This window comes from Aeromonas sp. 5HA1, assembly GCF_029237245.1.
Taxonomy (GTDB): Bacteria; Pseudomonadota; Gammaproteobacteria; order Enterobacterales; family Aeromonadaceae; genus Aeromonas; species Aeromonas salmonicida.
In genome coordinates, this window is sequence record NZ_JAACFW010000032.1 from 13,119 (window position 1) to 32,358 (window position 19,240).

Genomic DNA, 19,240 nt, shown 5'->3' on the forward strand with positions numbered 1-19,240 from the left:
ATTCTTGCGGATCCTGTTCCTGCAGCAGGCTCTGGGTCTGTTGTGCCAGTGGACTGAGGCCCGGCAGCTCGCATGCTAGTCCCAGACGGCACATCGTGAGGGAGTGCTAGTTTGACTGAGCCTGCTGTTGCAGCTGATCCAGCGCCTGCTGTTCTTGCGGGCTGAGACCAAGCTGTTCGCAGGCCTGCTCGAAGCTGCTCCCCGGATCTGGAACATCATGATATCCATTTCGGGAGTGCTAGTTTGACTGAGCCTGCTGTTGCAGCTGATCCAGCGCCTGCTGTTCTTGCGGACTGAGTCCAAGCTGTTCGCAGGCCTGCTCGAAGCTGATCCCCGGACCTGGAACATCATGATATCCATATCGGGAGTGCTAGTTTGACTGAGCCTGCTGTTGCAGCTGATCCAGCGCCTGCTGTTCTTGCGGGCTGAGACCAAGCTGTTCGCAGGCCTGCTCGAAGCTGATCCCCAGATGGCACATCATGATATCGATAGCGGGCAGATAGTTTTTCATTTCGTCTTCCATGGTGATCCTCCAGACCCTTCCTTATGCCCTGACCAGGGCCGGCGGGCAATTAGACTTTAGGCGTAGACTGCTCATTTGCTGAGCTCCCCTGCCACTGGCCGAGGGAATTTGCTACTCTGCTGCCAGTCAGAAGATGTTGCCGTATGACTGCGAGCAACACGTGAGGAGCAGGGCATGTTATTGAGTTTCTTGATCATCGCATCGGGCTGGTGGCACATTCGTGCGGCCTACGGCTCAGACTCCCGTCAGTTCTATATCAGCAAGCCGCTGACCATGCTGTTCATCATAGCGCTGGCGTTTGGCTATCAGAGCGATGACCATGACGGCTCACATGCCTGGATCCTGCTCGGGCTCTGCCTGTCGCTGGCCGGGGACGTACTGCTGATGTTGCCAAGGGATCGTTTCATTCAGGGCCTGGCGGCTTTTTTTGTCGCACACCTCTGCTACATAGTCGGCTTTGCCCAGGGACCCCTGGTGTTGAACCTGGTGGATGGTCTCTTGCTGCTGCTGGTGGCTGGCATGGTATTCGGCCTGCTGTGGGGCCGGTTGGGGGAGATGAAGATCCCCGTCTTCTGCTACATGCTGGTGATCATCGGCATGGCCTGGGTGGCTGCCGGTGCCTGGCACGCCTCCTTGACCGCGGGCAGTGCCGCCGCCCTGGTGGGGGCACTGATGTTCCTCTTTTCCGACAGCATGCTGGCGCTGGACAGATTCCGGCGTCCCTTTCCTCACGCCACGGCCTGGATCATGAGCAGCTACTTCGCGGCCCAGTTTCTGATCGCAGCCTCCTTGGCGGGGTGAAGAAGAGCGGGTCTCTTTCGTCACTTGCAGCTGATCACCGGCAAGAAAAATGGGCCTGTTGGCCCATTCTTTGTGTCTGTTTTTACGCCTTGGCTATGCCTCGAGCGGTTCGGCATCGGCCGCTCTGGGGGCTGGCTGCTTGAGCAGCAGCATCAGGGCGCTGGCGATGAGCAGGAAGATCCCCATCACGTAGAACACCTGGTTGTAAGCCATGATGGCCGCCTCGCGGCTGATGGTGTTCGACAGCATGGCCTGGGCCTGCTGTTGGGCCAGCTCGGGACCCGAGCCCTGCGCCATCATGCTCCGGGCCAGCTGCAGCAGGTAGCTTTGCCCCTCTATGCTGCTGGCGGCCAGGGTGCTGCTGATCTGGCTGACATGGACGCGGGTGTCGTTGTCGATCAGGGTCGCTATGATGGCAATGCCAAAGGCACCCCCCAGGTTGCGCAGCACGTTGAGCAGGGTCGAGGAGGAGGGGATCTCGTCGTGACTCAGGCTGGCTGTCGCCACCAGAGAGAGCGGCACCATGATGAAGGGTTGACCCAGGGCCCGCACTATCAGCGACTGGATAAGCTGGGGACCGGCGTAGTCGGCACTCATGTTCATGTTCATGAAGCAGCTGATGGCAAATACCAGAAAACCGAAGCTCACCAGATAGCGCGGGTCTATCTTGTGGGTCAGCTTGGGCACCAGCGGCAACACCAGCAGTTGGGGCAGCCCCATCCACATCAGCACCTCACCGATTTCCAGCGCGTTGTAGTTGTGGATCTGCGCCATGTAGAGCGGCAGCACATAGATGGAGCCCATCAGCGCCATGCCGAGCACCAGATAGGCGAAGCAGGCCAGCGCGAAGCGCGGGTTGTGCAGCAGCCGCAGGTTGACCAGCGGATGGCGTCTGAGCAGCTGGCTGATGACGAAGAACACCAGGGCCACCACAGAGATGACGGTGAGCCGCACTATGAAGCTCGAGCCAAACCAGTCCTCTCTGTTGCCCTCTTCCAGCACCACTTCCAGCAGACCCAGTCCCATCGCCATTGTGATGATGCCGATGAGATCCACCTGCTTGATCACGGTCCAGTCCACCGGCTTCTTGTCCAGCCCATGGGCCAGCATGGCCATCACCAGCAGTCCCGGTGGCACGTTCAGGTAGAAGATGTAGTGCCAGGAGAGCTGCTCCGTCAGCCAGCCGCCCAAAGTCGGGCCTATGGCGGGAGCGAAGGTGGCACAGAGGCCGAACAGTGCCATGCCGGTCGCTCGCTTGTGCAGTGGCAGCAGGCTGACGATGAGGGAGAAGGCCATGGGAATGAGCGCCCCGCCGGTGAAACCCTGCAGCGCCCGGAAGACGATCATGCTGGTGAGGTTCCAGCTGAACGAGCAGAGCACGGAGGCGACGATAAAGGCCCCCGTGGTCCACAACAGGTAACGACGCACGCTCAGACCCCGACTCAGCCAGCCGCTCAGGGGGATGGCGATCATCTCCGCCACCAGATAGGAGGTGGATATCCAGGAGCTCTCGCTCAGGGTGGCCGACAGGGCACCCTGAATATCCTTCAGAGAGGCGTTGGTGATCTGGATGTCGAGGATGGCCATGAAGGCGCCAATGAGGCCCCCCATGACGGCGATCCAGTTGCGACGTGGAATGGGTTCCATCAGTTGGCTGCCACCAGGGCGGCAGGGGCACGGGTATCCACTATCACCTCGGTGGAGAGGCCCGGCAGCAGCTTGCCTGCCAGGGCACCCGGCTCGGGGATGCGGATCTTGACCGGTACCCGCTGCACTATCTTGGTGAAGTTGCCGGTGGCATTCTCCGGTGGCAACAGGGCGAATCTGGCGCCGGTGGCGGGGGCCAGGCTGTCGATGATCCCCTCGACCGGTTGATCCGGATAGGCGTCAAGGATCACTTTGACCTTCTGGCCCGGTTGCATATGGTGCAGCTGGGTCTCCTTGAAATTGGCCTCGACCCACACTTGTTGCAGCGGCACCAGACTGGCGACCTGCATGCCGGACTGAACGTAGAGCCCTGCCCGCAGGCTGCGTTTGCCTATGATGCCGTCAGCCGGTGCCCGCAGCTCGGTATAGCTCAGCTCCAGTCTGGCCTGTTCCAGCTGCGCCTCGCTCAATGCCAGCCTGGCCTGATTCTGCTTGGCCTCGGCATCCAGCACCAACAGACGTTCACGGGCGGCTTGCAGGGCGGCCCTGGCTTCCTGTTCCTGCGCCTGATTGACCTGCAATCCGGCCCGCACTTCATCCAGGCTGTCTTGCGAGCTGTAATGGCGCTGGTTGAGCTGGCTGACCCTTTGCACCTGTTGTCTGGCGCGCACCTGCTCGGCATTGGCGGAGGCGACCTTGGCCTCGGCCTGACGGATCAGGCTCAGTTGCTGGGTCCGGGTCGCGGCCAGATTCTCGGCGGTCGCCTGATTGAGGTGCAGGTCGGCCTCGGCTTCGGCCACCCTGGTCTTGAACTCCCGATCGTCCAGTCGGGCGATCAGCTGACCGGCCTTCACCGCCTGGTTGTCGGTGACCAGCACCTCACTGATGTAGCCGGACAGCTTGGATCCGATCCCGGTCACTTCGCTCTGCAGGTAGGCGTTGTCGGTACTCTCGAAATAGCGGCCATGCAGATACCAGTAACCGGCGAACAGCAGGCCGAGCAGGGCCAGCACCGTGGCGGCCAGCAGGGGGATTTTCTTGTGTTGGCTCATTTTGGGGATTCCTGAACTTAAGGAGCGCAGGCTAACACTGGCCAACTGTTTCGATTAGTATCCATTAATGAGATATACAGTTTCACTGGTGCAACAATGGATCTGAACGCTGCCTTGATCCTGGTGCGGATCGTCGACAAGGGCTCCTTTACTGGGGCTGCCCAGGATCTGGGCATGACCAAGGCGACCGTGAGTCGCCGTATCGCAGAGCTGGAGCAGCGCCTCGGCGTACGACTGCTCTACCGCTCAACCCGTCAGCTCACCCTGACCGAGGCCGGTGAGCAATACTATCTGCGCTGCAGCAAGGCAGTGGATGAGCTGGCTCAGGCCGAGCTGATGGTGAGCGCCAGCCAGCAGGAGGTGACCGGCATTCTCAAGCTGGCGGTACCCATCGAGACGGGGCAGCTGGTGGTGGGTCGGCTGGTGGCCAAATTTCTGCAAGTTTATCCGGGGCTGCAGGTGGAGCTGGAGCTGACCAATCGCATCGTGGATCCCATCAATGAGGGGCTGGACGCCATAGTGCGCATCGGCGACATGAGCGATTCCAACCTGGCGGCGCGGCGACTGTGGAGCACTGAGCGGCTGCTGTGTGCCAGCCCGGATTATCTGGCCCGCAGTCCGGCCATCACTCATCCCGAGGATCTGGTGCGCCATGAAAGGGTGGCGGTGAGCAGCGGGTTTCTGGCTTCGCACTGGTGCTTCGAACTGGATGGAAGAGAGGTGCTGGTTGACCCTCCCTCCCGCTTTAGGGTTAATAATATAACCTGTGCCAGAGAGGCAGCGAAGGCGGGGCTCGGGCTCGCCTCCCTGCCCGCCATGCTTTGCCATGAGGAGCTTGCCAGCGGCGCCCTGGTGCCCCTGCTGCCCGAGTGGCAGCAGCCCAAGGTACCGATTTATCTGTTGTTCCCGGAGCGGCGGCTGATGCCGCGCAAGTTGCGGGCCTTTATCGATTTTATGGTGGCGCAGGGGGCCGATTACGGGATAGACAACTTGCTGTGACAGACAGGTCAGGGGAAGCCGTGGATCCTGGGATCCAGGTTCGATCCCGAGGATGGAAGAGGGGCATGGTGTCAGCTAGACATGGCATCAACAAGCGGTTGCAGGGGGAAGGCATGGATCAATGGATCAATCTTTATCGGGCTTCCCATTCGCTGGAGGCCCATGCCCTGAAAGGGGCGCTGGAAGTGGAAGGGGTGCTGGTGCGACTCAACGGCGAGGCCCTGTCGGGGGCGCTGGGCGAGCTGCCGGTGGATCTGTTGCAGGTGACCCTGATGGTGCGCGAGCAGGATCGCAGCAAGGCAGGACGGGTCATCGAACGTTATCAGCAGCGCCAGGGCAATGGTTGGCTCTGCGGTCAGTGCGGGGAGGAAAACGGCGCAAACTTTGAGGTCTGCTGGCGCTGTCATCACGATCCCCACGATAGTTAATCCCTCACCCTGCCTCAGCGCAGGGTGAAGTCGATATCATCTCCTGCGCTGGCGTCGTGATAGGTCGCCAGATCCAGCTCCTTCTCGCTGCGAGCAATCAGCACGGATACCAGAATATCGCCGGACACGTTGACCGTGGTACGCGCCATGTCGAGGATCCTGTCGATCCCGGCGATGAGGGCTACCCCTTCCAGCGGCAACCCTACCGCAGTGAGCGTCAGGGTCAGCAACATGAGCCCTGTGCCCGGTGTGCCTGCGGTACCGATACTGGCCAGGGTGGCGATGCTGATGATGGTCAGGTAATCCACCATGTGCAGATCCACGCCAAATGCCTGGGCCACGAACAGGGCTGTGACTCCCTGGTAGAGGGCGGTGCCGTCCATATTGATGGTGGCGCCGATGGGCAGCACCTTGGCGGTGATGGCGGGTGAGACCCCGAGGCGCTTCTCGGCGCAGGCCAGACTGATGGGCAGTGTGCTGCTGCTGGAGCTGCTGGTGAAGGCCACGGCCTGGGCATCGACGATGCTCTTGAAGTAGTGCAGCGGGTTGAGCCGCGCCAGCAGGATGAGCAGGCTGCTATAGACGCCAAGCACATGGAGCAGGCAGCCGAGATAGACGGCGCCGATCACCTTGAGCAGCGGCAATAGCAGACTCACCCCGTATTTGCCCGTCATCCAGGCCATCAGGGCGCAGACGCCGTAGGGCGCCAGCGCCATGACCATCTGGGTCAGCTTGAACATTCCCTCCGCCAGCGAGGTAAAGAAGAGGATGGCGGGGCGACCGCGTCGGCCTGTGGCGTTGAGGGCGAGGGCGAGGGCGACCGCAAAAACGATCACCTGCAGTATCTTGCCATCCACCATGGCCTGCACAGGGTTGCGTGGAACCAGATGGCTCAGCACGCTGGCCAGGGTTGGCTGTTCCGCCATGCCGACCCGCTCATAGGGCCCCATGTTGGCGCCCATGCCGGGTTCCAGCAGCCAGCCCATCATCAGACCGATGCAGATGGCGATGGCGGTGGAAAAGAGATAGAGGCCTATGGCCTTGCTGCCAATCCGATCCAGGCTCTTGCCCTTGAGCAGTGAGGTCAGGCCGGCGATGACAGAACAGAAGATGAGCGGCACCATCAGCATCTGTATGGTGTTGACGAACAGGACGCCAAGGGGCTTGAGCTGCAACGCCTGTTCACTGAAGCCGAGTCCCAGCCCGATCCCCGTCAACATGCCGATCAGGGTCTTCAACCAGAGGGGACGGCGGGTCCAGATCCGCCAGGGTTTGAAAGCCAATCCATGGAACAGCATGACGCCAATGTCCTTATATTCTGTCTGCGATGGCAAAAAGGGGCGTTAGTGTAGCCATCCCCTTGTCAGGTTGCCACATTATCGACAAAGCGGTACTCACGACCAGCTTGCTATGAGGGAAAACGGCAATTTATTGGCCTATATCAAGTTCACTCCCTTCGGCGCAGGATTTAATAGGCATTAAATATGTTTATTAATGAGGTTTGCTATGACTCAATCGGTACACGGTCACGAGGTGATGGAGATGATGCTGGCACAAGGGGGGCAATTTACCCGTGCCAGCCTCAAACAGGCGATCGATGAGCACTTCGGTGCCGATGCCCGTTTTCATACCTGCAGCGCGAGCGAGATGGATGCCGAGGCGCTGATCGCCTTCCTGGCACAGCGCGGCAAGTTCATCGAATCAGCGCAGGGTTTCCAGACCCACGCCGACAAGATCTGCAACCACGGTTGACCTTCACGGCGGGCACGTCCTTGGTGCTCGCCGAATCTTTGTCCCTTTGTTAGTATTTCCTCCTGTTTTTCTCTGCCGAAGGCTTGGCCCGGGCATTGCCCAGGAATCGTATGGACACTTTCTCCGCTGCCGTCATGTTGTTCCTGATCATGGATCCGCTGGGTAACCTGCCGGTCTTCCTGTCGATCCTGCGTCATATCGATCCCAAGCGACGGCGCAAGGTGATGATGCGGGAGCTGTTGTTTTCGCTGGCCATCATGATGGCCTTCCTGTTTGCCGGTCAGCAGATCCTCAATTTCCTCAATTTGCGCCAGGAAGCGGTGAGTATCGCAGGCGGCATCATATTATTTCTCATCGCCATCAAGATGATCTTCCCGAGCGAGGGTGGGGTGACCGGGCTGGCGGCGGGCGAGGAGCCCTTCCTGGTGCCCATGGCCATCCCCATGATTGCCGGTCCTTCGATTCTTGCATCCCTGTTGCTGCTGGCAAACCAGGAGCCGACCCGGATGACGGATTGGTCGCTGGCCCTGTTGATGGCCTGGGGGGCCAGCGCCGTGATCCTGATGTTCTACGAGGTATTCAACAAGCTGCTGGGTGAGCGAGGACTCACAGCCGTGGAACGGCTGATGGGCATGCTGCTGGTGATGATTGCGGTGCAGATGCTGCTGGACGGTGTCCACCACTATCTGGCGGTGACGGGTCAGGGCTGAGACACCAGCAGGCTGGGGTGAATGAAACGGGGCTGCTCAGAGACCCGTTTTTGTCTGTGACATGCTGAGGCTGCTGTCAGGTCTGTTCGGCTGAGGAGGTTTCCAGCTTGCTCATGATCAGTGCCAGAAGGGTTTCCCGCAGCCAGCGGTGGCCCGGGTCCTCTTCGTGGCGCTGATGCCAGATGAGCAGGTGGGAGATGCTGTCGAGTGCAATGGGCAGCGGCAGCGGCACCAGCGGATAGACCTGGGTGGCGTGGCGTGCATAGAGTCTGGAGAGGGTCACTATCATGTCCGAGTGCATGCCCATTCGCAGCGCGGCCTCGAACGAGGGCACGGTTGCCTCAATCCGGCGGTAGAGATCCATCCCCGCCAGCTTGTGATCCAGCATCCAGCGATCCCGTCCCTCGCAATAGGTCTGCACATGGGGATAGGCCAGGTAGCGGGCGAGGTCCCATTCGGGTTCGTGTAGGGCAGGGTGATCGTGCTGCACCAGACAGGTGAGATCATCGATGGCGAGCAGCCGCTGGCAGATGGCGTTGGGCAGGGTATCGAGCCGAAAGTCCGAGCTGATGCAGTTCTCCCGCACCGTGAAGGCAATATCCACCTGACCCTGGCTCATCTCGGTCAGGCTGTTCTCGGTCCACTCCTCGTAGCGCAGCCGTATGCCCGGTGCCTGCCGTTTCAGCTCGCTCAAATAGAGCGGGGCAAACAGGGTGAAGGCGCTGTCCATGCTGGCGATCACAAACTCCCGCTCTGTGCTGGCCGGATCGAAATCCGGTGGCTGGATCAGGTTGTCCAGGGACAGCAGTATGGGTTGCAGTTGCTGTTGCAGCACCAGAGCGCGGGCCGTGGGTTCCAGCCCGTAGGCGGAGCGCACGAACAGGGGATCATCGAAGGTCTCCCGCAGGCGCCCCAGGGCCTTGCTGACGGCAGACTGGCTCAGATGCAGGCGACGGGCTGCCCGGCTACCATTCCGCTCTTCCAGTAAAACTTGCAGGATAATCAATAGATTGAGGTCGATACGCCCCAGCTGTTCCAACAACATGATATGAATCCCTTTCAATTCTTAGATGAATTTATACCATTTGTTTTCATATCTTGGCGACCCTATGCTCGGTTCGTCTCTCGCCTTCATGGCGGCTGGTACAGGATGTAGCGGTTGAGGGGACAAGTAGCATCAATTCATACGGCGACCCTGGGTCGCCGTATTTTTTTGGTGATTTATTTGCAAACTTGCACCTGTCTTGATTTTGCCCAACAATCCTTGCGCCTTCTTTTGATACAAACAAAGCGTATCTATCAGTCAGGAGTATCCCGATGGGACTCGGTGGAATTCATATCTGGCATTTGTTGATCCTGCTCGTGGTGGTGGTCGTGGTGTTTGGCAGCAAACGCCTGGCCGGCGCCGGTGAGGATCTGGGCACCGCCATCAGGGATTTTCGTAACGCCTTGCGTGACGATGCCAATCATCCGAAATAAGTAGGAGTGGAAGTATGTCTGTAGACGAGAAAGTTGAATTGAACGAAACCTGCGACAGCTGCGGCTGTTTTGCCGAGATCGGCACCATCATTGGTGAAGGTGACGATCTGATGGAGCTGGTGATCGAAGCTGCAACAGAAGCCGATGCCCGCGCCAAGCTGGCGGCCTATGAGGCGCTGGCCAAGCAGGTGACCGCCGAAGCCATGATCAGCAGCGAGCTGGGCCAGGGGGCCAGCGGCGTGATCCTGAAGGCCCGGCTGCAATTCACCTGCACCGCCGAAAAGCTGATTTTCGAGCTGCGTGCCCGCTCTATCTGAGCCCGGTAATGACACGGCGGGTTCGCCTGCCGTGTTGACCCTTCTGCTGTGGGTCTGCGTTCTATAGTTAGTTATCCCACAGACGGTTTGCCCGGCGGGTGTCGGCCAACAGAAGGCGATTACATCATGATGCAGCGATGGATCTGGGGCCTGCTGGCTCTCTGGTGTCTTCCTCTGCTGGCGGCGGACCTCAAGCCACAGCGCTTGCCTCAACCCGGGGATCTCGAACATATACTACAAAAGAAAGAACTCAGGGCCCTGGTGGTCTATGAGCGGGGTTTCTTTTTTCTCGATAAAGGCGCCCAGCACGGCATTCTGGTCAATCAGCTGCAGGGTTTCGAGCGCTGGCTGAACCAGACCTACCTCGCCAGGGAGCAGATCAAGCTCAAGATCATCTACATACCGGTACGCCAGGACAAGCTGCTGGACTACCTCACCGAGGGGCGTGGCGATCTGGTGGCGGCCAACATGACGGTGACCCCGACCCGGCGCGAGCAGGTGGCCTTCTCCAATCCGGTGATCACCCCCATCGAAGAGTGGATCGTGAGTCAGCACGCTCTGCCGACATTCAACCGTATCACCCAGCTTTCCGGCCGGCGCGTCTGGGTGCGGGCCAGCTCCAGTTATTACGAGAGTCTGCGCCAGCTCAACTGGTTGTTTCGAGAGCTAGGGCTTCCCCCCATCTATATCGAAACTGTCCCCGAATACCTGCAGGATGTGGATCTGCTGGAGATGGTGGCGGCAGGCATCATCCCCCTCACAGTGACCGACAGCTTCAAGGGGCGCATCTGGCTTGGGATGATCAGCGGCCTCAGGGCCCACAAGCTGATCCCGCTGCGGGATAATGGCCGCAGTGCCTGGGCCCTGCGTAAAAACAGCCCCGAGCTGCTCAAGGCGGTCAACGGTTACCTGGCCGATACGGGCAAGCACTCCCTCTACAACGACATGACATTGCGCCAGTTGCTGGTGCGCAGCGACCAGATGAGCAATATTCTGGCGCCCGATCCCATGGGGCGGCTCTCGACCATCCGCAAGGTGCTTGAGCTGTATGCCGACAAGTATCAACTGGACTGGCTGATGCTGGCGGCACTGGCCTACAAGGAGTCTGGGCTCAATACCGGCGCGCGCTCGGTACGTGGGGCCGTGGGGATCATGCAGCTGTTGCCGAGTACCGGCAGCGAGGTGGGCATACGTGGCGCCAGGTTAGCCAGTCTGGAGGGCAATGTGGAGGCGGCTTGCCGCTATCTGCGGTTGATCCTGGACACCTATTTCAACGATCCTGCGCTGGATCAGCTCAATCGCCACCTGTTTGCACTGGCTGCCTATAATGCCGGACCGAACCGGGTACAGGCACTCAGGGCCAGGGCGCAAGCCGCCGGGCTGGATCCCAACGTCTGGTTTGGCAACGTGGAGCAGCTGGTGGCCAACGAGGTGGGGCAGGGCCCCATCAACTACGTCAGTACCATCTACAAGTACTATGTGGCCTATCGCTTCAGCCTGCCACAGTTGGAGGGCAAGGCGGCCGCCATAGAGGCGGCCCGGCCCTGATCACCCCACCGATCAGGGGGATCTTCAGTGGGGCTGCTCGGGAGAAGAAAAGGGTTCCCAGCCCTGATCCCTGTGTTGCAGATACCAGGGGGTCAGCTGGCCGGTCGGGGAGGGATCCGGCTGGCTGGCTTGCGGTCGATAGCTGATGGCGGGGCGATCACTGAGTTCCATGGTAAATTCCTTTATCCACATTCCAACGAGGCCTGTAGCCAGCGTTATGCCATTCCTCCATGACAAGCAGATGACGCCATGATCCCGGGTGAGTTTGCACTGATCGACCAGCCCGAACTGGCACTCAAGGTGCGTTGCCAGCTGATCCGTAACGCCCGCAGCCGGATCCAGGCCCAGTACTACAGCTGGGAAGAGGACAGCAGCGGCAAGCTGTTGCTGTCCGAGTTGCTGCACGCAGCCCGGCGCGGGGTGCGGGTACAGCTGCTCATTGACGACCTTTATGCCGGTGAAAACCGTTTTCTGGAGATAGTCGCGCGTCAGCCCGGCATAGAAGTGCGGCTGTTCAATCCGTTCTGGTTGCGGGGCTGGCGCCCGCTGACCCTGCTGCTGGAGGGGCTGCTCAGCTTTCGCCGCATCAATCACCGCATGCACAACAAGTTGCTGCTGGTGGATGGCCGCCAGGCAGTGATCGGTGGCCGCAACATAGGTGACCGCTATTTCGGGCTGGGCGGTACGCCCCGATTCGTCGATCTGGACCTCGCCTGCCGCGGCCCTGTCTGCCAGCAGGCAGAACAGGGCTTCGACCAATTCTGGCGCAGTCGCTGGAGTCACCCGATCCGCCGTCTGTTGCGCCGTCCCCTGCAGCGGGCCGAGGTGACAGTGGTGAACGACTTCCTGCTCACAATGACAGATCCGCACGTAGCTGCGGTCTACGACCTGCCTGCCAGTCTGTTCGAAGCCGAGCCCATCTCCCTGACCTGGCATCAGGGGCGGGCCGAGGTGTGGTTCGACCGACCCGGCAAGGGGCTGGTGTCGCGACCGACCACGGCGCCCCTGCTTTGGCGCAAGCTGGCTGACAACGCGGGCTCCCTGAAGTTGGTGAGTCCTTACCTGATCCTGACCCGTGGGTTGCGCCGTCGGCTCAGGCAGCAGCGCCAGGCTGGGGTGAATATCGAGATCCTCACCAACTCCCTGGCCAGTACGGATGTACCCCTGGTGTATGGTGCTTACCGACGTCATCGTCCCTGGATGATCCGGCAGGGGATAGCGCTGTCCGAGCTGGAGGGGGATACCCTCAGCCTGCATGCCAAGCTGATCCTGATCGGGGACGGGGAGGCGCTGCTTGGCAGCTTCAATCTGGACCCTCGATCCCTGATGCTCAACACCGAATTGATGCTGCATCTCGAGTGCCCAGCGCTCTGCGCCGAGCTGCAGCAGTGGCTGACGCACTGGCAGCAGCTGTCTGCTCATTCAGTGGCTGCGCCTCACTCAACCCTGCGCCGGCTGTTGGCGAAGATGAGTGACTGGTTGCCCTTGCAGCGCTGGTTGTGAGCGTGTGCGAGATCTCGTAAAGCCTTGTGCGCCTTAGAGGATAACGTTTGCCATCCAAAGGCGATATTCTATCTTATCGTATTGTTTTTAATCAGATTGTTCTTGTGTAGGAATCCTGGTAGCACACTGTCGCTTGCATGGCAGACTGAATAAAACGGTTTTTTATTTTATTTAAGTGCGTAATATTTCAATCGCAAGGACAAACACGGCGGCTCGTCCGTCGTGTGGAAAAAGGTCGTGAAGGGAACCGCCAGTTGAATTGCTCCAGCAGGCACCTGATTCGGATGGGTAGCGGAAACTCGAGAAACAGGGCAGAACCCGGCAGGACCGGACTCCAATATGGAACATGCTATTTGCGAGGGGGTGACATGGAAATGTCACCCCGTTTTTTATGGCCAGACCCCAAGTTTGTGCCCATAAAAAGACCGCCGGTTGGCGGTCTCTGTGTGCTGTGGCGGGGCCTGTAACTCAGGCGATGCCCGCCAGCAACCGGCTCCAGTTGCGCTTGCTGGCAACGAAGCCGTCGTGCAGGTTGCGATACTCCAGTTGCAGTTTCAGCTTGTCGTAGCGGGCCAGCGCCTTGCGTTTGCGCTGTTCCAGCAGGGATTTGCGGCTGGCATAGTAGAGCTGCAACTGCTGGCTCAGTTTGTCGTACTCCTCCTGCAACAATGCCTGCCACAGCTCCCTGTCTTCGCGTTTGCGCAATTTGGCCTGGGCGCGCTTGAGTTGCATCTCAAGTCTTGCCTGTTCGATCCGCTCTTCCGGGCAGGACCTCAGATCCCGGGCCAGCCCGCACCAGGAGGCGCTGCGGATCAGCCACTTGGTGGGATCGAACTGCCACCAGCGGATGCCGTTGCGGTAGTCGTTTTCGAACAGGTGGTGGAAGTTGTGATAACCCTCGCCGAAGGTGAAGAAAGCCAGGATGCCGTTGTCCCGTGCCGTGTTGCGGTCAGTAAATGGCTGACTGCCCCAGATGTGGGCCAGGGAGTTGATGAAGAAGGTGGTGTGGTGGGTCATCACCATGCGCAGCACCCCTGCCAGCAGCAGCATGCCGAGCAGATCGCCGTGGACAAGCCCCAGCAGCAGCGGAATGCCCAGATTGGTGGCCAGGGTCAGCGCCAGATAGTGCTTGTGTTGGAAGGCAACGATGGGGTTGTTCTGCAGATCCCGCACGTTGCTGTAATCGTTATAGATCTCGCGTTGGTACTCGCGCAGCATCCAGCCAATGTGGGAATACCAGAAGCCGCGACCCGCGCTGTAGGGATCCTTCAGGTTGTCATCCACATGGCGATGATGACGGCGATGATCGGAAGACCAGTGCAGGGCCGAGTTCTGCAGGGCGAGGGCGCCGCCGATGGCGAAGATCCACTGCAGGATCCGGTGAGCCTTGTAGGCCTTGTGCGACCAGAGGCGGTGATAACCGGCTGTGATGGAGATGCCGCTGTAACAGAACAGCAGCAGGAAGCAGCTCCACTGCCAGAGGTCATAGCCATGGGTCATACCGTACCAGGGCACGGCGATCAGTGCGGTCAGCCCGGAGAGGGCAAACAGCAGGGTGTTGGTCATGATGATAGGTGGGCGTTCCATCTCACTCGGTTCCTTTCAGCGAACAGCTGTGCGCCATTCTCCATGTAGCAAGAATTCGGGTCAATGGTAAAAAAGTAGGAGACAAACCTGATCCTGGCTCGGCCTTCGGGTTATCATTTGGCCTCGATAACCTGAAGGTGACTGTTTTCGTGGGTATTCGCGCGCAACAAAAAGAAAAAACCCGGCGTACTCTGATCGATGCGGCGTTCAGCCAACTGTGCGCCAATCGCAGTTTTTCCAACCTCAGTTTGCGGGAAGTGGCTCGGGAGGCCGGCATAGCACCGACCTCCTTCTATCGCCATTTTCGCGACATGGAGGAGCTGGGCCTGACGCTGGTGGATGAAGGGGGCCTGACCCTGCGCCAGTTGATGCGTCAGGCTCGCCAGCGCATCGCGGGTGGTGGCAGTGTCATCAGCACCTCGGTGCAGACTTTCATGGAATTTGTCGAGAACAACCCGAATATCTTCCGGCTGCTGCTGCGCGAGCGTTCCGGTACCTCGGCTGCATTTCGTCAGGCGGTGGCGCGGGAGATCCAGCACTTCATCGCCGAGCTGACCGACTACCTTGAAGCGACTTCTGGAGCTCCGCGGGAGGAGGCCTACATCCAGGCCGAGGCCATGGTGACCATCGTCTTCAGCGCCGGTGCCGATGCGCTCGACATGACCAGCGAGGAGTGTCGGGCCCTGTCAGATCGCACCATACGCCAGCTACGCATGATCGCCATGGGCGCCGAAGTTCAGAATCAGAAGCGCCGCGAACCTCTCTCTTAAGTCAACAGGATGGACAGCTCCATGCATGACCAGAATCTGATCCCGAAGAAACCCCTGCTGCTGGCCCTGCTCGTTGGTATCTGTGGCGATGCCTCCCTGTCGGCCCTGACCGAGCCTGCGGTGCCCTTCTCCTTCTTTCCCATGATTGCCCTGGTGCTGGCGGCTTATCAGCTCTATCAGCACTACCGCCATGTCTCGCTGGAGGGCAATACCCCGGTTTGCATGCTGCTCTGCTTCTTCATCGGCGGGTTCGGGCATGCGGCGCTGGTCAAGGTGCAGTATCCCGAGCTTGGCAGCAATTTCTTCTCGCTCATCATGATGCTGTTGCTGCTCGCCGTGTTGTCGATCAAGCTGGGTATCAGTGTGGGGAAAAAAGAGAAGGAGTGACCAGCACTCCTCCCTGAACCATGACAGCGCCGGCATCAGCCGGCGCTGTTGATATCGGTGCCATGCTGTTTGGCTTCTATGATGGCTTTGAGTCGGGCGCGGATATCAGCCATGCCGAAGACGCCGAACACCAGTATCAGTATGACTTCGAGCCGGGTGACCACGAAGTAGGGTTTGCAGGCAGACTTGACCATGCTGGCCTGCACCAGGTGGACCAGGGCGATGAGCAGGCCGCAGATCGGCAAAAGATCATTCAGCTTGCCGGGTAGCGGAGCCACCAGACTGACCAGCACGCCGAACCAGAAGAACAGGGTCAGCCCCATCGCCAACAGATTAAACACCCGTTTCATTGCTCACCTCCCGCAGATCGAGTTGATAGCAGACCTGACCGGCCTGCTTGTCTTTGAGTCGTTGCCCAAATTGACGGGGAGGGGCCAACGCTCGTTCCCCTTCCTACACGGAATTTAAACCGCAGCGTCATTCTTGGTGTCCCGCAGATAGAGTTGATAGCAGACTTGACCGGCCTGCTTGTCCTTGAGCAGTTGCCAGCTGGCGGGCAACGCCAGGTCGGCCATCTCTTTCTCCCGCTCCAGATAGATCAGAGCATCCGGTGCCAGCCAGCCGTGCTGTTCCAGCAGATCGCACACCCGGGGCAGCAGCTCGCGCCGAAACGGCGGATCCAGAAACACCAGGTCGAACGGGGTGGCCGGGCCTTGCAGCCAACTGACGGCATCGGACTGGATCACCAGGCCCTTGCTGCTGCCAAGGGCGGTCAGGTTCTTTCTGATCTGGTCGGCGGCACCTTTGTCCATCTCGACCAGAGTGACCTGCTCGGCATAGCGCGACAGCGCCTCCAGCCCCAGGCCGCCGCTGCCGGCAAACAGATCGAGACAGCGAACGCCACGCACATGGGGAGCCAGCCAGTTGAAGATGGTCTCCTTGACGCGATCCGTGGTGGGTCTGAGCCCTTCTACATCCTTGACCGGCAATTTGCGGCCCTTCCACTGGCCGCTGATGATTCTTACAAAGCCCGATTTCCCCTGCGGGGCCGGGCTCTTGTTCGGGATGTTACGGCTGGGTTTCACTCTGGGCATCGCGTTTCGTCGTCAGAAAATAAAGTGGTAGTATAAGGCGGTTCATTTTTATGCCGACCCGCCGAGGGACGGCTATCTTAGCAGTCAGCCAACGAAGTGAGTATTTTTTAGATGGCAAAAGGTTTGTTTTCCTGGCTGGGTTTCGGCCGCAAGAAAGAAGAGGCTGAGGCTGTCCAACCACAGACACCCCAAGCCACCCCTGTTACCGCTGAGCCTGAGGTCACTGCTTCCCCCGCTCCCGTTTCTGATACTACGCCGGTCGTGGTGCATGAATTGCCGGCCAGCGCACAAAATGATGCCCTGCATGCTGGCGTTCCACTTCATGATGACGATTGCCCTCCCACTGAGCTGGACGTGGCTCCACTGGTCGTGGAGGAGTGTGCTTCTGAACTGGAACCCGTCATCGTCAACGAATTGCTGATCGAGCAAGCGCGCGTTGAGGCACAGTCTGTCGAGACCGCTCGTGTTGCCGCCGAAGCGCAAGCTGCAGAAGCGGCCCGTGTTACTGCCGAAGCGCAAGCCGCAGAAGCGGCCCGTGTTGCTGCCGAAGCGCAAGCCGCAGAAGCGGCTCGTATTGCCGCCGAAGCGCAGGTTGCAGAAGTGGCCCGTGTTGCCGCCGAAGCGCAGGCCGCAGAAGCGGCCCGTGTTGCTGCCGAAGCGCAAGCCGCAGAAGCGGCTCGTATTGCCGCCGAGGCGCAAGCCGCAGAAGCGGCTCGTGTTGCCGCCGAAGCCCAGGCCGCAGAAGCGGCTCGTCTTGCTGCCGAAGCCCAGGCCGCAGAAGCGGTTCGTGTTGCTGCCGAAGCGCAGGCCGCAGAAGCGGCTCGTATTGCCGCCGAAGCCCAGGCCGCCGAAGAGGCTCGTATCGCCAAAGATGCCCAGAGAGCGGAAGATCTTCGCCTGGTTGCCGAGATGGAGGCTGAAGCCGCCGCACTGGCTGCCTTGCCGCTGGCTGCCAAGGTGGATGATGACACTCAGGACAAGCCGCAGCGGGAGGGTTTCTTTGCCCGTCTCAAGCGCAGTCTGGTGCGTACCAAAGAGAATATCGGTTCCGGTTTCTTCGGTCTGTTCAGTGGCAAGAAGATCGATGACGATCTGTTTGAGGAGCTGGAAACCCAGCTGCTGACCGCCGATCTGGGGGTCGATACCACCCGTCGCATCATAGATGGCCTGGTGCAGCATGCGGATCGCAAGCAACTCAAGGATGCCGAGGCACTCTACGGCCTGCTCAAGCAGGACATGGGCGCCATGCTGGCCCAGGTCGAGCAGCCGCTGGTGATCGACACCAGCAAGAAGCCCTATGTGATCCTGATGGTCGGGGTGAACGGTGTCGGCAAGACCACCACCATCGGCAAGCTGGCCAAGCAGTTCCAGGCCGAAGGCAAGAGCGTCATGCTGGCCGCCGGCGATACCTTCCGTGCCGCTGCCGTCGAGCAGCTGCAGGTATGGGGTCAGCGCAACAACATACCCGTGATCGCCCAGCATACCGGTGCCGATTCTGCCTCCGTCATCTATGACTCCATCGAGGCGGCCCGTTCCCGCGGTGCCGACGTGCTGATCGCCGATACTGCCGGTCGCCTGCAGAACAAGAGCAATCTGATGGAAGAGCTCAAGAAAGTGGTGCGGGTGATGAAGAAGCTCGATGAAGAAGCACCTCACGAGGTCCTGCTGACGCTGGATGCAGGCACAGGTCAGAACGCCCTGAGCCAGGCCAAGCTGTTCAGCGAAGCCGTGGGTCTGGACGGTATCGTCCTCACCAAGCTGGATGGCACCGCCAAGGGCGGCGTCATTTTCGCGGTGGCCGACAAGTTCCAGATCCCGATCCGTTATATCGGGGTGGGCGAGGGGATCGACGATCTGCGCCCCTTCGTCGCCAACGACTTTATCGAGGCACTCTTCAGTCGCGAGGAGTAAGCGCCACATGTCCCGACTCAGGTCGGGGCATGTCAATGTCAGGGATCCGTTATGATTCGTTTTGATAAGGTCAGCAAGGTATACAGCGGCGGCCATCAGGCGTTGCAGAAGGTCAGCTTTCACCTGCACAAGGGGGAGATGGCCTTCCTGACCGGGCACTCGGGGGCTGGCAAGAGTACCCTCTTGAAGCTTATTGGCGTGATGGAGCGACCGACCGATGGCCGTGTCTTCTTTCACGGCGACGATGTCAGCCATATCAAGCGGGGGGATATCCCCTATGTGCGTCGCCAGATCGGCATGATCTTCCAGGATCACCGTCTGCTGATGGACAGAACCGTGTTTGACAACGTGGCCCTGCCGCTGGTGATCGATGGCTACAGCCATGCAGACATCAACAAGCGGGTTGCGGCGGCGCTGGACAAGGTGGGCTTGCTCGGCAAGGAGCGCTATCAGCCGCGCATGCTCTCCGGTGGTGAGCAGCAGCGGGTTGGCATCGCCCGTGCCATCGTCAACAAGCCGCCGTTGCTGCTGGCGGATGAGCCGACCGGCAACCTGGATCCCCAGCTCTCCATGGATATCATGCGGTTGTTCGAGGAGTTCAACCGCTTTGGGGTCTCGGTACTGATTGCGACCCATGATCTGGGGCTGATTGCTCGCATGCGCTACCGTACCCTGACCCTCAAGGCGGGCCGCATGTATTCGGCGGGGGAGGAGCTCTGATGGCTATCGTTC

Annotated in this window: 22 protein-coding genes and 1 pseudogene; 13 read left to right on the forward strand and 10 right to left on the reverse strand. The window is 59.9% G+C overall.

The genetic code is table 11. The annotated features are described in order from the left end of the window. Positions 1–370: 370 nt before the first annotated feature. Positions 371–523, reverse strand: coding sequence for a hypothetical protein (locus GWQ27_RS20635; protein ID WP_005316486.1), 153 nt, complete (start codon positions 521–523; stop codon positions 371–373). 174 nt (positions 524–697) lie between these two features. Between GWQ27_RS20635 and GWQ27_RS20640 the strand changes: the two genes are divergently transcribed. Then, a complete protein-coding gene (locus GWQ27_RS20640) occupies positions 698–1,324 on the forward strand; it encodes a lysoplasmalogenase (protein ID WP_005316484.1) in 627 nt (208 codons plus the stop codon). A 93-nt stretch (positions 1,325–1,417) separates the two neighbouring features. Here GWQ27_RS20640 and GWQ27_RS20645 read toward each other — a convergent pair whose 3' ends face one another. Continuing rightward, complete coding sequence (locus GWQ27_RS20645; RefSeq protein ID WP_021140163.1) at positions 1,418–2,971, reverse strand: DHA2 family efflux MFS transporter permease subunit; 1,554 nt, start codon at positions 2,969–2,971, stop codon at positions 1,418–1,420. Continuing rightward, positions 2,971–4,023, reverse strand: coding sequence for an HlyD family secretion protein (locus GWQ27_RS20650; protein WP_265462757.1), 1,053 nt, complete (start codon positions 4,021–4,023; stop codon positions 2,971–2,973). Before GWQ27_RS20650 ends, GWQ27_RS20645 begins: the two co-directional genes overlap by 1 nt. Before the next feature lie 96 nt (positions 4,024–4,119). On the opposite strand from GWQ27_RS20650, the gene GWQ27_RS20655 reads away from it, so the two are divergent. Together GWQ27_RS20655 and GWQ27_RS20660 are read left to right on the forward strand one after the other, a co-directional pair. Beyond that, a complete protein-coding gene (locus GWQ27_RS20655) occupies positions 4,120–5,022 on the forward strand; it encodes a LysR family transcriptional regulator (protein ID WP_017413013.1) in 903 nt (300 codons plus the stop codon). Between the two features lie 113 nt (positions 5,023–5,135). Further along, entirely contained in the window at positions 5,136–5,450 is a 315-nt protein-coding gene (locus tag GWQ27_RS20660; RefSeq protein WP_042467471.1) for a DUF2007 domain-containing protein, read from the forward strand. A gap of 14 nt (positions 5,451–5,464) precedes the next feature. On the opposite strand, the gene GWQ27_RS20665 is transcribed toward GWQ27_RS20660, so the two are convergent. Then, a complete protein-coding gene (locus GWQ27_RS20665) occupies positions 5,465–6,748 on the reverse strand; it encodes a dicarboxylate/amino acid:cation symporter (protein ID WP_017412345.1) in 1,284 nt (427 codons plus the stop codon). Positions 6,749–6,956: 208 nt separating this feature from the next. Here GWQ27_RS20665 and GWQ27_RS20670 point away from each other — a divergent pair, with 208 nt between their 5' ends. Further along, the gene (locus GWQ27_RS20670; protein WP_005316470.1) at positions 6,957–7,202 is read left to right on the forward strand and encodes a YecH family metal-binding protein; all 246 of its coding nucleotides are present in this window, start codon (positions 6,957–6,959) and stop codon (positions 7,200–7,202) included. Positions 7,203–7,312: 110 nt separating this feature from the next. Continuing rightward, a complete protein-coding gene (locus GWQ27_RS20675; RefSeq protein ID WP_005316467.1) occupies positions 7,313–7,912 on the forward strand; it encodes a YhgN family NAAT transporter in 600 nt (199 codons plus the stop codon). Between the two features lie 76 nt (positions 7,913–7,988). Here the strand turns inward: GWQ27_RS20675 and GWQ27_RS20680 are convergent, their stop codons facing one another. Then, positions 7,989–8,957 carry a LysR substrate-binding domain-containing protein gene (locus GWQ27_RS20680; RefSeq protein ID WP_021140170.1) on the reverse strand — a complete coding sequence of 323 codons (969 nt, stop codon included), beginning with the start codon at positions 8,955–8,957 and terminating at the stop codon, positions 7,989–7,991. Between the two features lie 272 nt (positions 8,958–9,229). On the opposite strand from GWQ27_RS20680, the gene tatA reads away from it, so the two are divergent. From tatA to GWQ27_RS20695, 3 genes are all read left to right on the forward strand, one after another. After that, positions 9,230–9,391, forward strand: coding sequence for a twin-arginine translocase TatA/TatE family subunit (gene tatA / locus GWQ27_RS20685; protein WP_005316461.1), 162 nt, complete (start codon positions 9,230–9,232; stop codon positions 9,389–9,391). A gap of 14 nt (positions 9,392–9,405) precedes the next feature. Further along, a complete protein-coding gene (locus GWQ27_RS20690; RefSeq protein WP_265462756.1) occupies positions 9,406–9,708 on the forward strand; it encodes a YfcZ/YiiS family protein in 303 nt (100 codons plus the stop codon). Positions 9,709–9,834: 126 nt separating this feature from the next. After that, entirely contained in the window at positions 9,835–11,256 is a 1,422-nt protein-coding gene (locus GWQ27_RS20695; protein ID WP_275908216.1) for a lytic transglycosylase F, read from the forward strand. 24 nt (positions 11,257–11,280) lie between these two features. On the opposite strand, the gene GWQ27_RS20700 is transcribed toward GWQ27_RS20695, so the two are convergent. After that, positions 11,281–11,427, reverse strand: a complete 147-nt coding sequence (locus GWQ27_RS20700; RefSeq protein WP_005316451.1) for a hypothetical protein — start codon at positions 11,425–11,427, stop codon at positions 11,281–11,283. A 78-nt stretch (positions 11,428–11,505) separates the two neighbouring features. Here GWQ27_RS20700 and GWQ27_RS20705 point away from each other — a divergent pair, with 78 nt between their 5' ends. Beyond that, positions 11,506–12,759: a phospholipase D family protein gene (locus tag GWQ27_RS20705; protein WP_265462753.1), complete on the forward strand. Its 1,254-nt coding sequence runs from the start codon at positions 11,506–11,508 to the stop codon at positions 12,757–12,759. Between the two features lie 468 nt (positions 12,760–13,227). Here the strand turns inward: GWQ27_RS20705 and GWQ27_RS20710 are convergent, their stop codons facing one another. Further along, the gene (locus GWQ27_RS20710; protein WP_021140173.1) at positions 13,228–14,346 is read right to left on the reverse strand and encodes a fatty acid desaturase; all 1,119 of its coding nucleotides are present in this window, start codon (positions 14,344–14,346) and stop codon (positions 13,228–13,230) included. A gap of 149 nt (positions 14,347–14,495) precedes the next feature. Here GWQ27_RS20710 and fabR point away from each other — a divergent pair, with 149 nt between their 5' ends. Together fabR and GWQ27_RS20720 are read left to right on the forward strand one after the other, a co-directional pair. Further along, complete coding sequence (gene fabR, locus GWQ27_RS20715) at positions 14,496–15,116, forward strand: HTH-type transcriptional repressor FabR (RefSeq protein ID WP_005316443.1); 621 nt, start codon at positions 14,496–14,498, stop codon at positions 15,114–15,116. Between the two features lie 21 nt (positions 15,117–15,137). Continuing rightward, a complete protein-coding gene (locus GWQ27_RS20720; protein ID WP_111589339.1) occupies positions 15,138–15,503 on the forward strand; it encodes a YijD family membrane protein in 366 nt (121 codons plus the stop codon). 35 nt (positions 15,504–15,538) lie between these two features. Here the strand turns inward: GWQ27_RS20720 and GWQ27_RS20725 are convergent, their stop codons facing one another. The 3 genes and pseudogenes from GWQ27_RS20725 to rsmD all read right to left on the reverse strand — a co-directional run bounded on the left by GWQ27_RS20725 (position 15,539) and on the right by rsmD (position 16,597). After that, positions 15,539–15,853, reverse strand: a complete 315-nt coding sequence (locus GWQ27_RS20725; protein ID WP_275908217.1) for a DUF1145 domain-containing protein — start codon at positions 15,851–15,853, stop codon at positions 15,539–15,541. Next, positions 15,837–15,956 (reverse strand): annotated as a pseudogene (locus GWQ27_RS22280) (16S rRNA (guanine(966)-N(2))-methyltransferase RsmD); the annotation flags it as partial. The gene GWQ27_RS20725 and the pseudogene GWQ27_RS22280, both read right to left, overlap by 17 nt. An 11-nt stretch (positions 15,957–15,967) precedes the next feature. Further along, complete coding sequence (rsmD, locus tag GWQ27_RS20730) at positions 15,968–16,597, reverse strand: 16S rRNA (guanine(966)-N(2))-methyltransferase RsmD (protein WP_059168900.1); 630 nt, start codon at positions 16,595–16,597, stop codon at positions 15,968–15,970. Between the two features lie 111 nt (positions 16,598–16,708). Between rsmD and ftsY the strand changes: the two genes are divergently transcribed. Both ftsY and ftsE read left to right on the forward strand, forming a co-directional pair. Continuing rightward, positions 16,709–18,508, forward strand: a complete 1,800-nt coding sequence (ftsY, locus tag GWQ27_RS20735) for a signal recognition particle-docking protein FtsY (protein WP_275908218.1) — start codon at positions 16,709–16,711, stop codon at positions 18,506–18,508. Positions 18,509–18,559: 51 nt separating this feature from the next. Beyond that, positions 18,560–19,228 carry a cell division ATP-binding protein FtsE gene (gene ftsE, locus GWQ27_RS20740; protein ID WP_005316428.1) on the forward strand — a complete coding sequence of 223 codons (669 nt, stop codon included), beginning with the start codon at positions 18,560–18,562 and terminating at the stop codon, positions 19,226–19,228. Positions 19,229–19,240 lie beyond the last annotated feature (12 nt).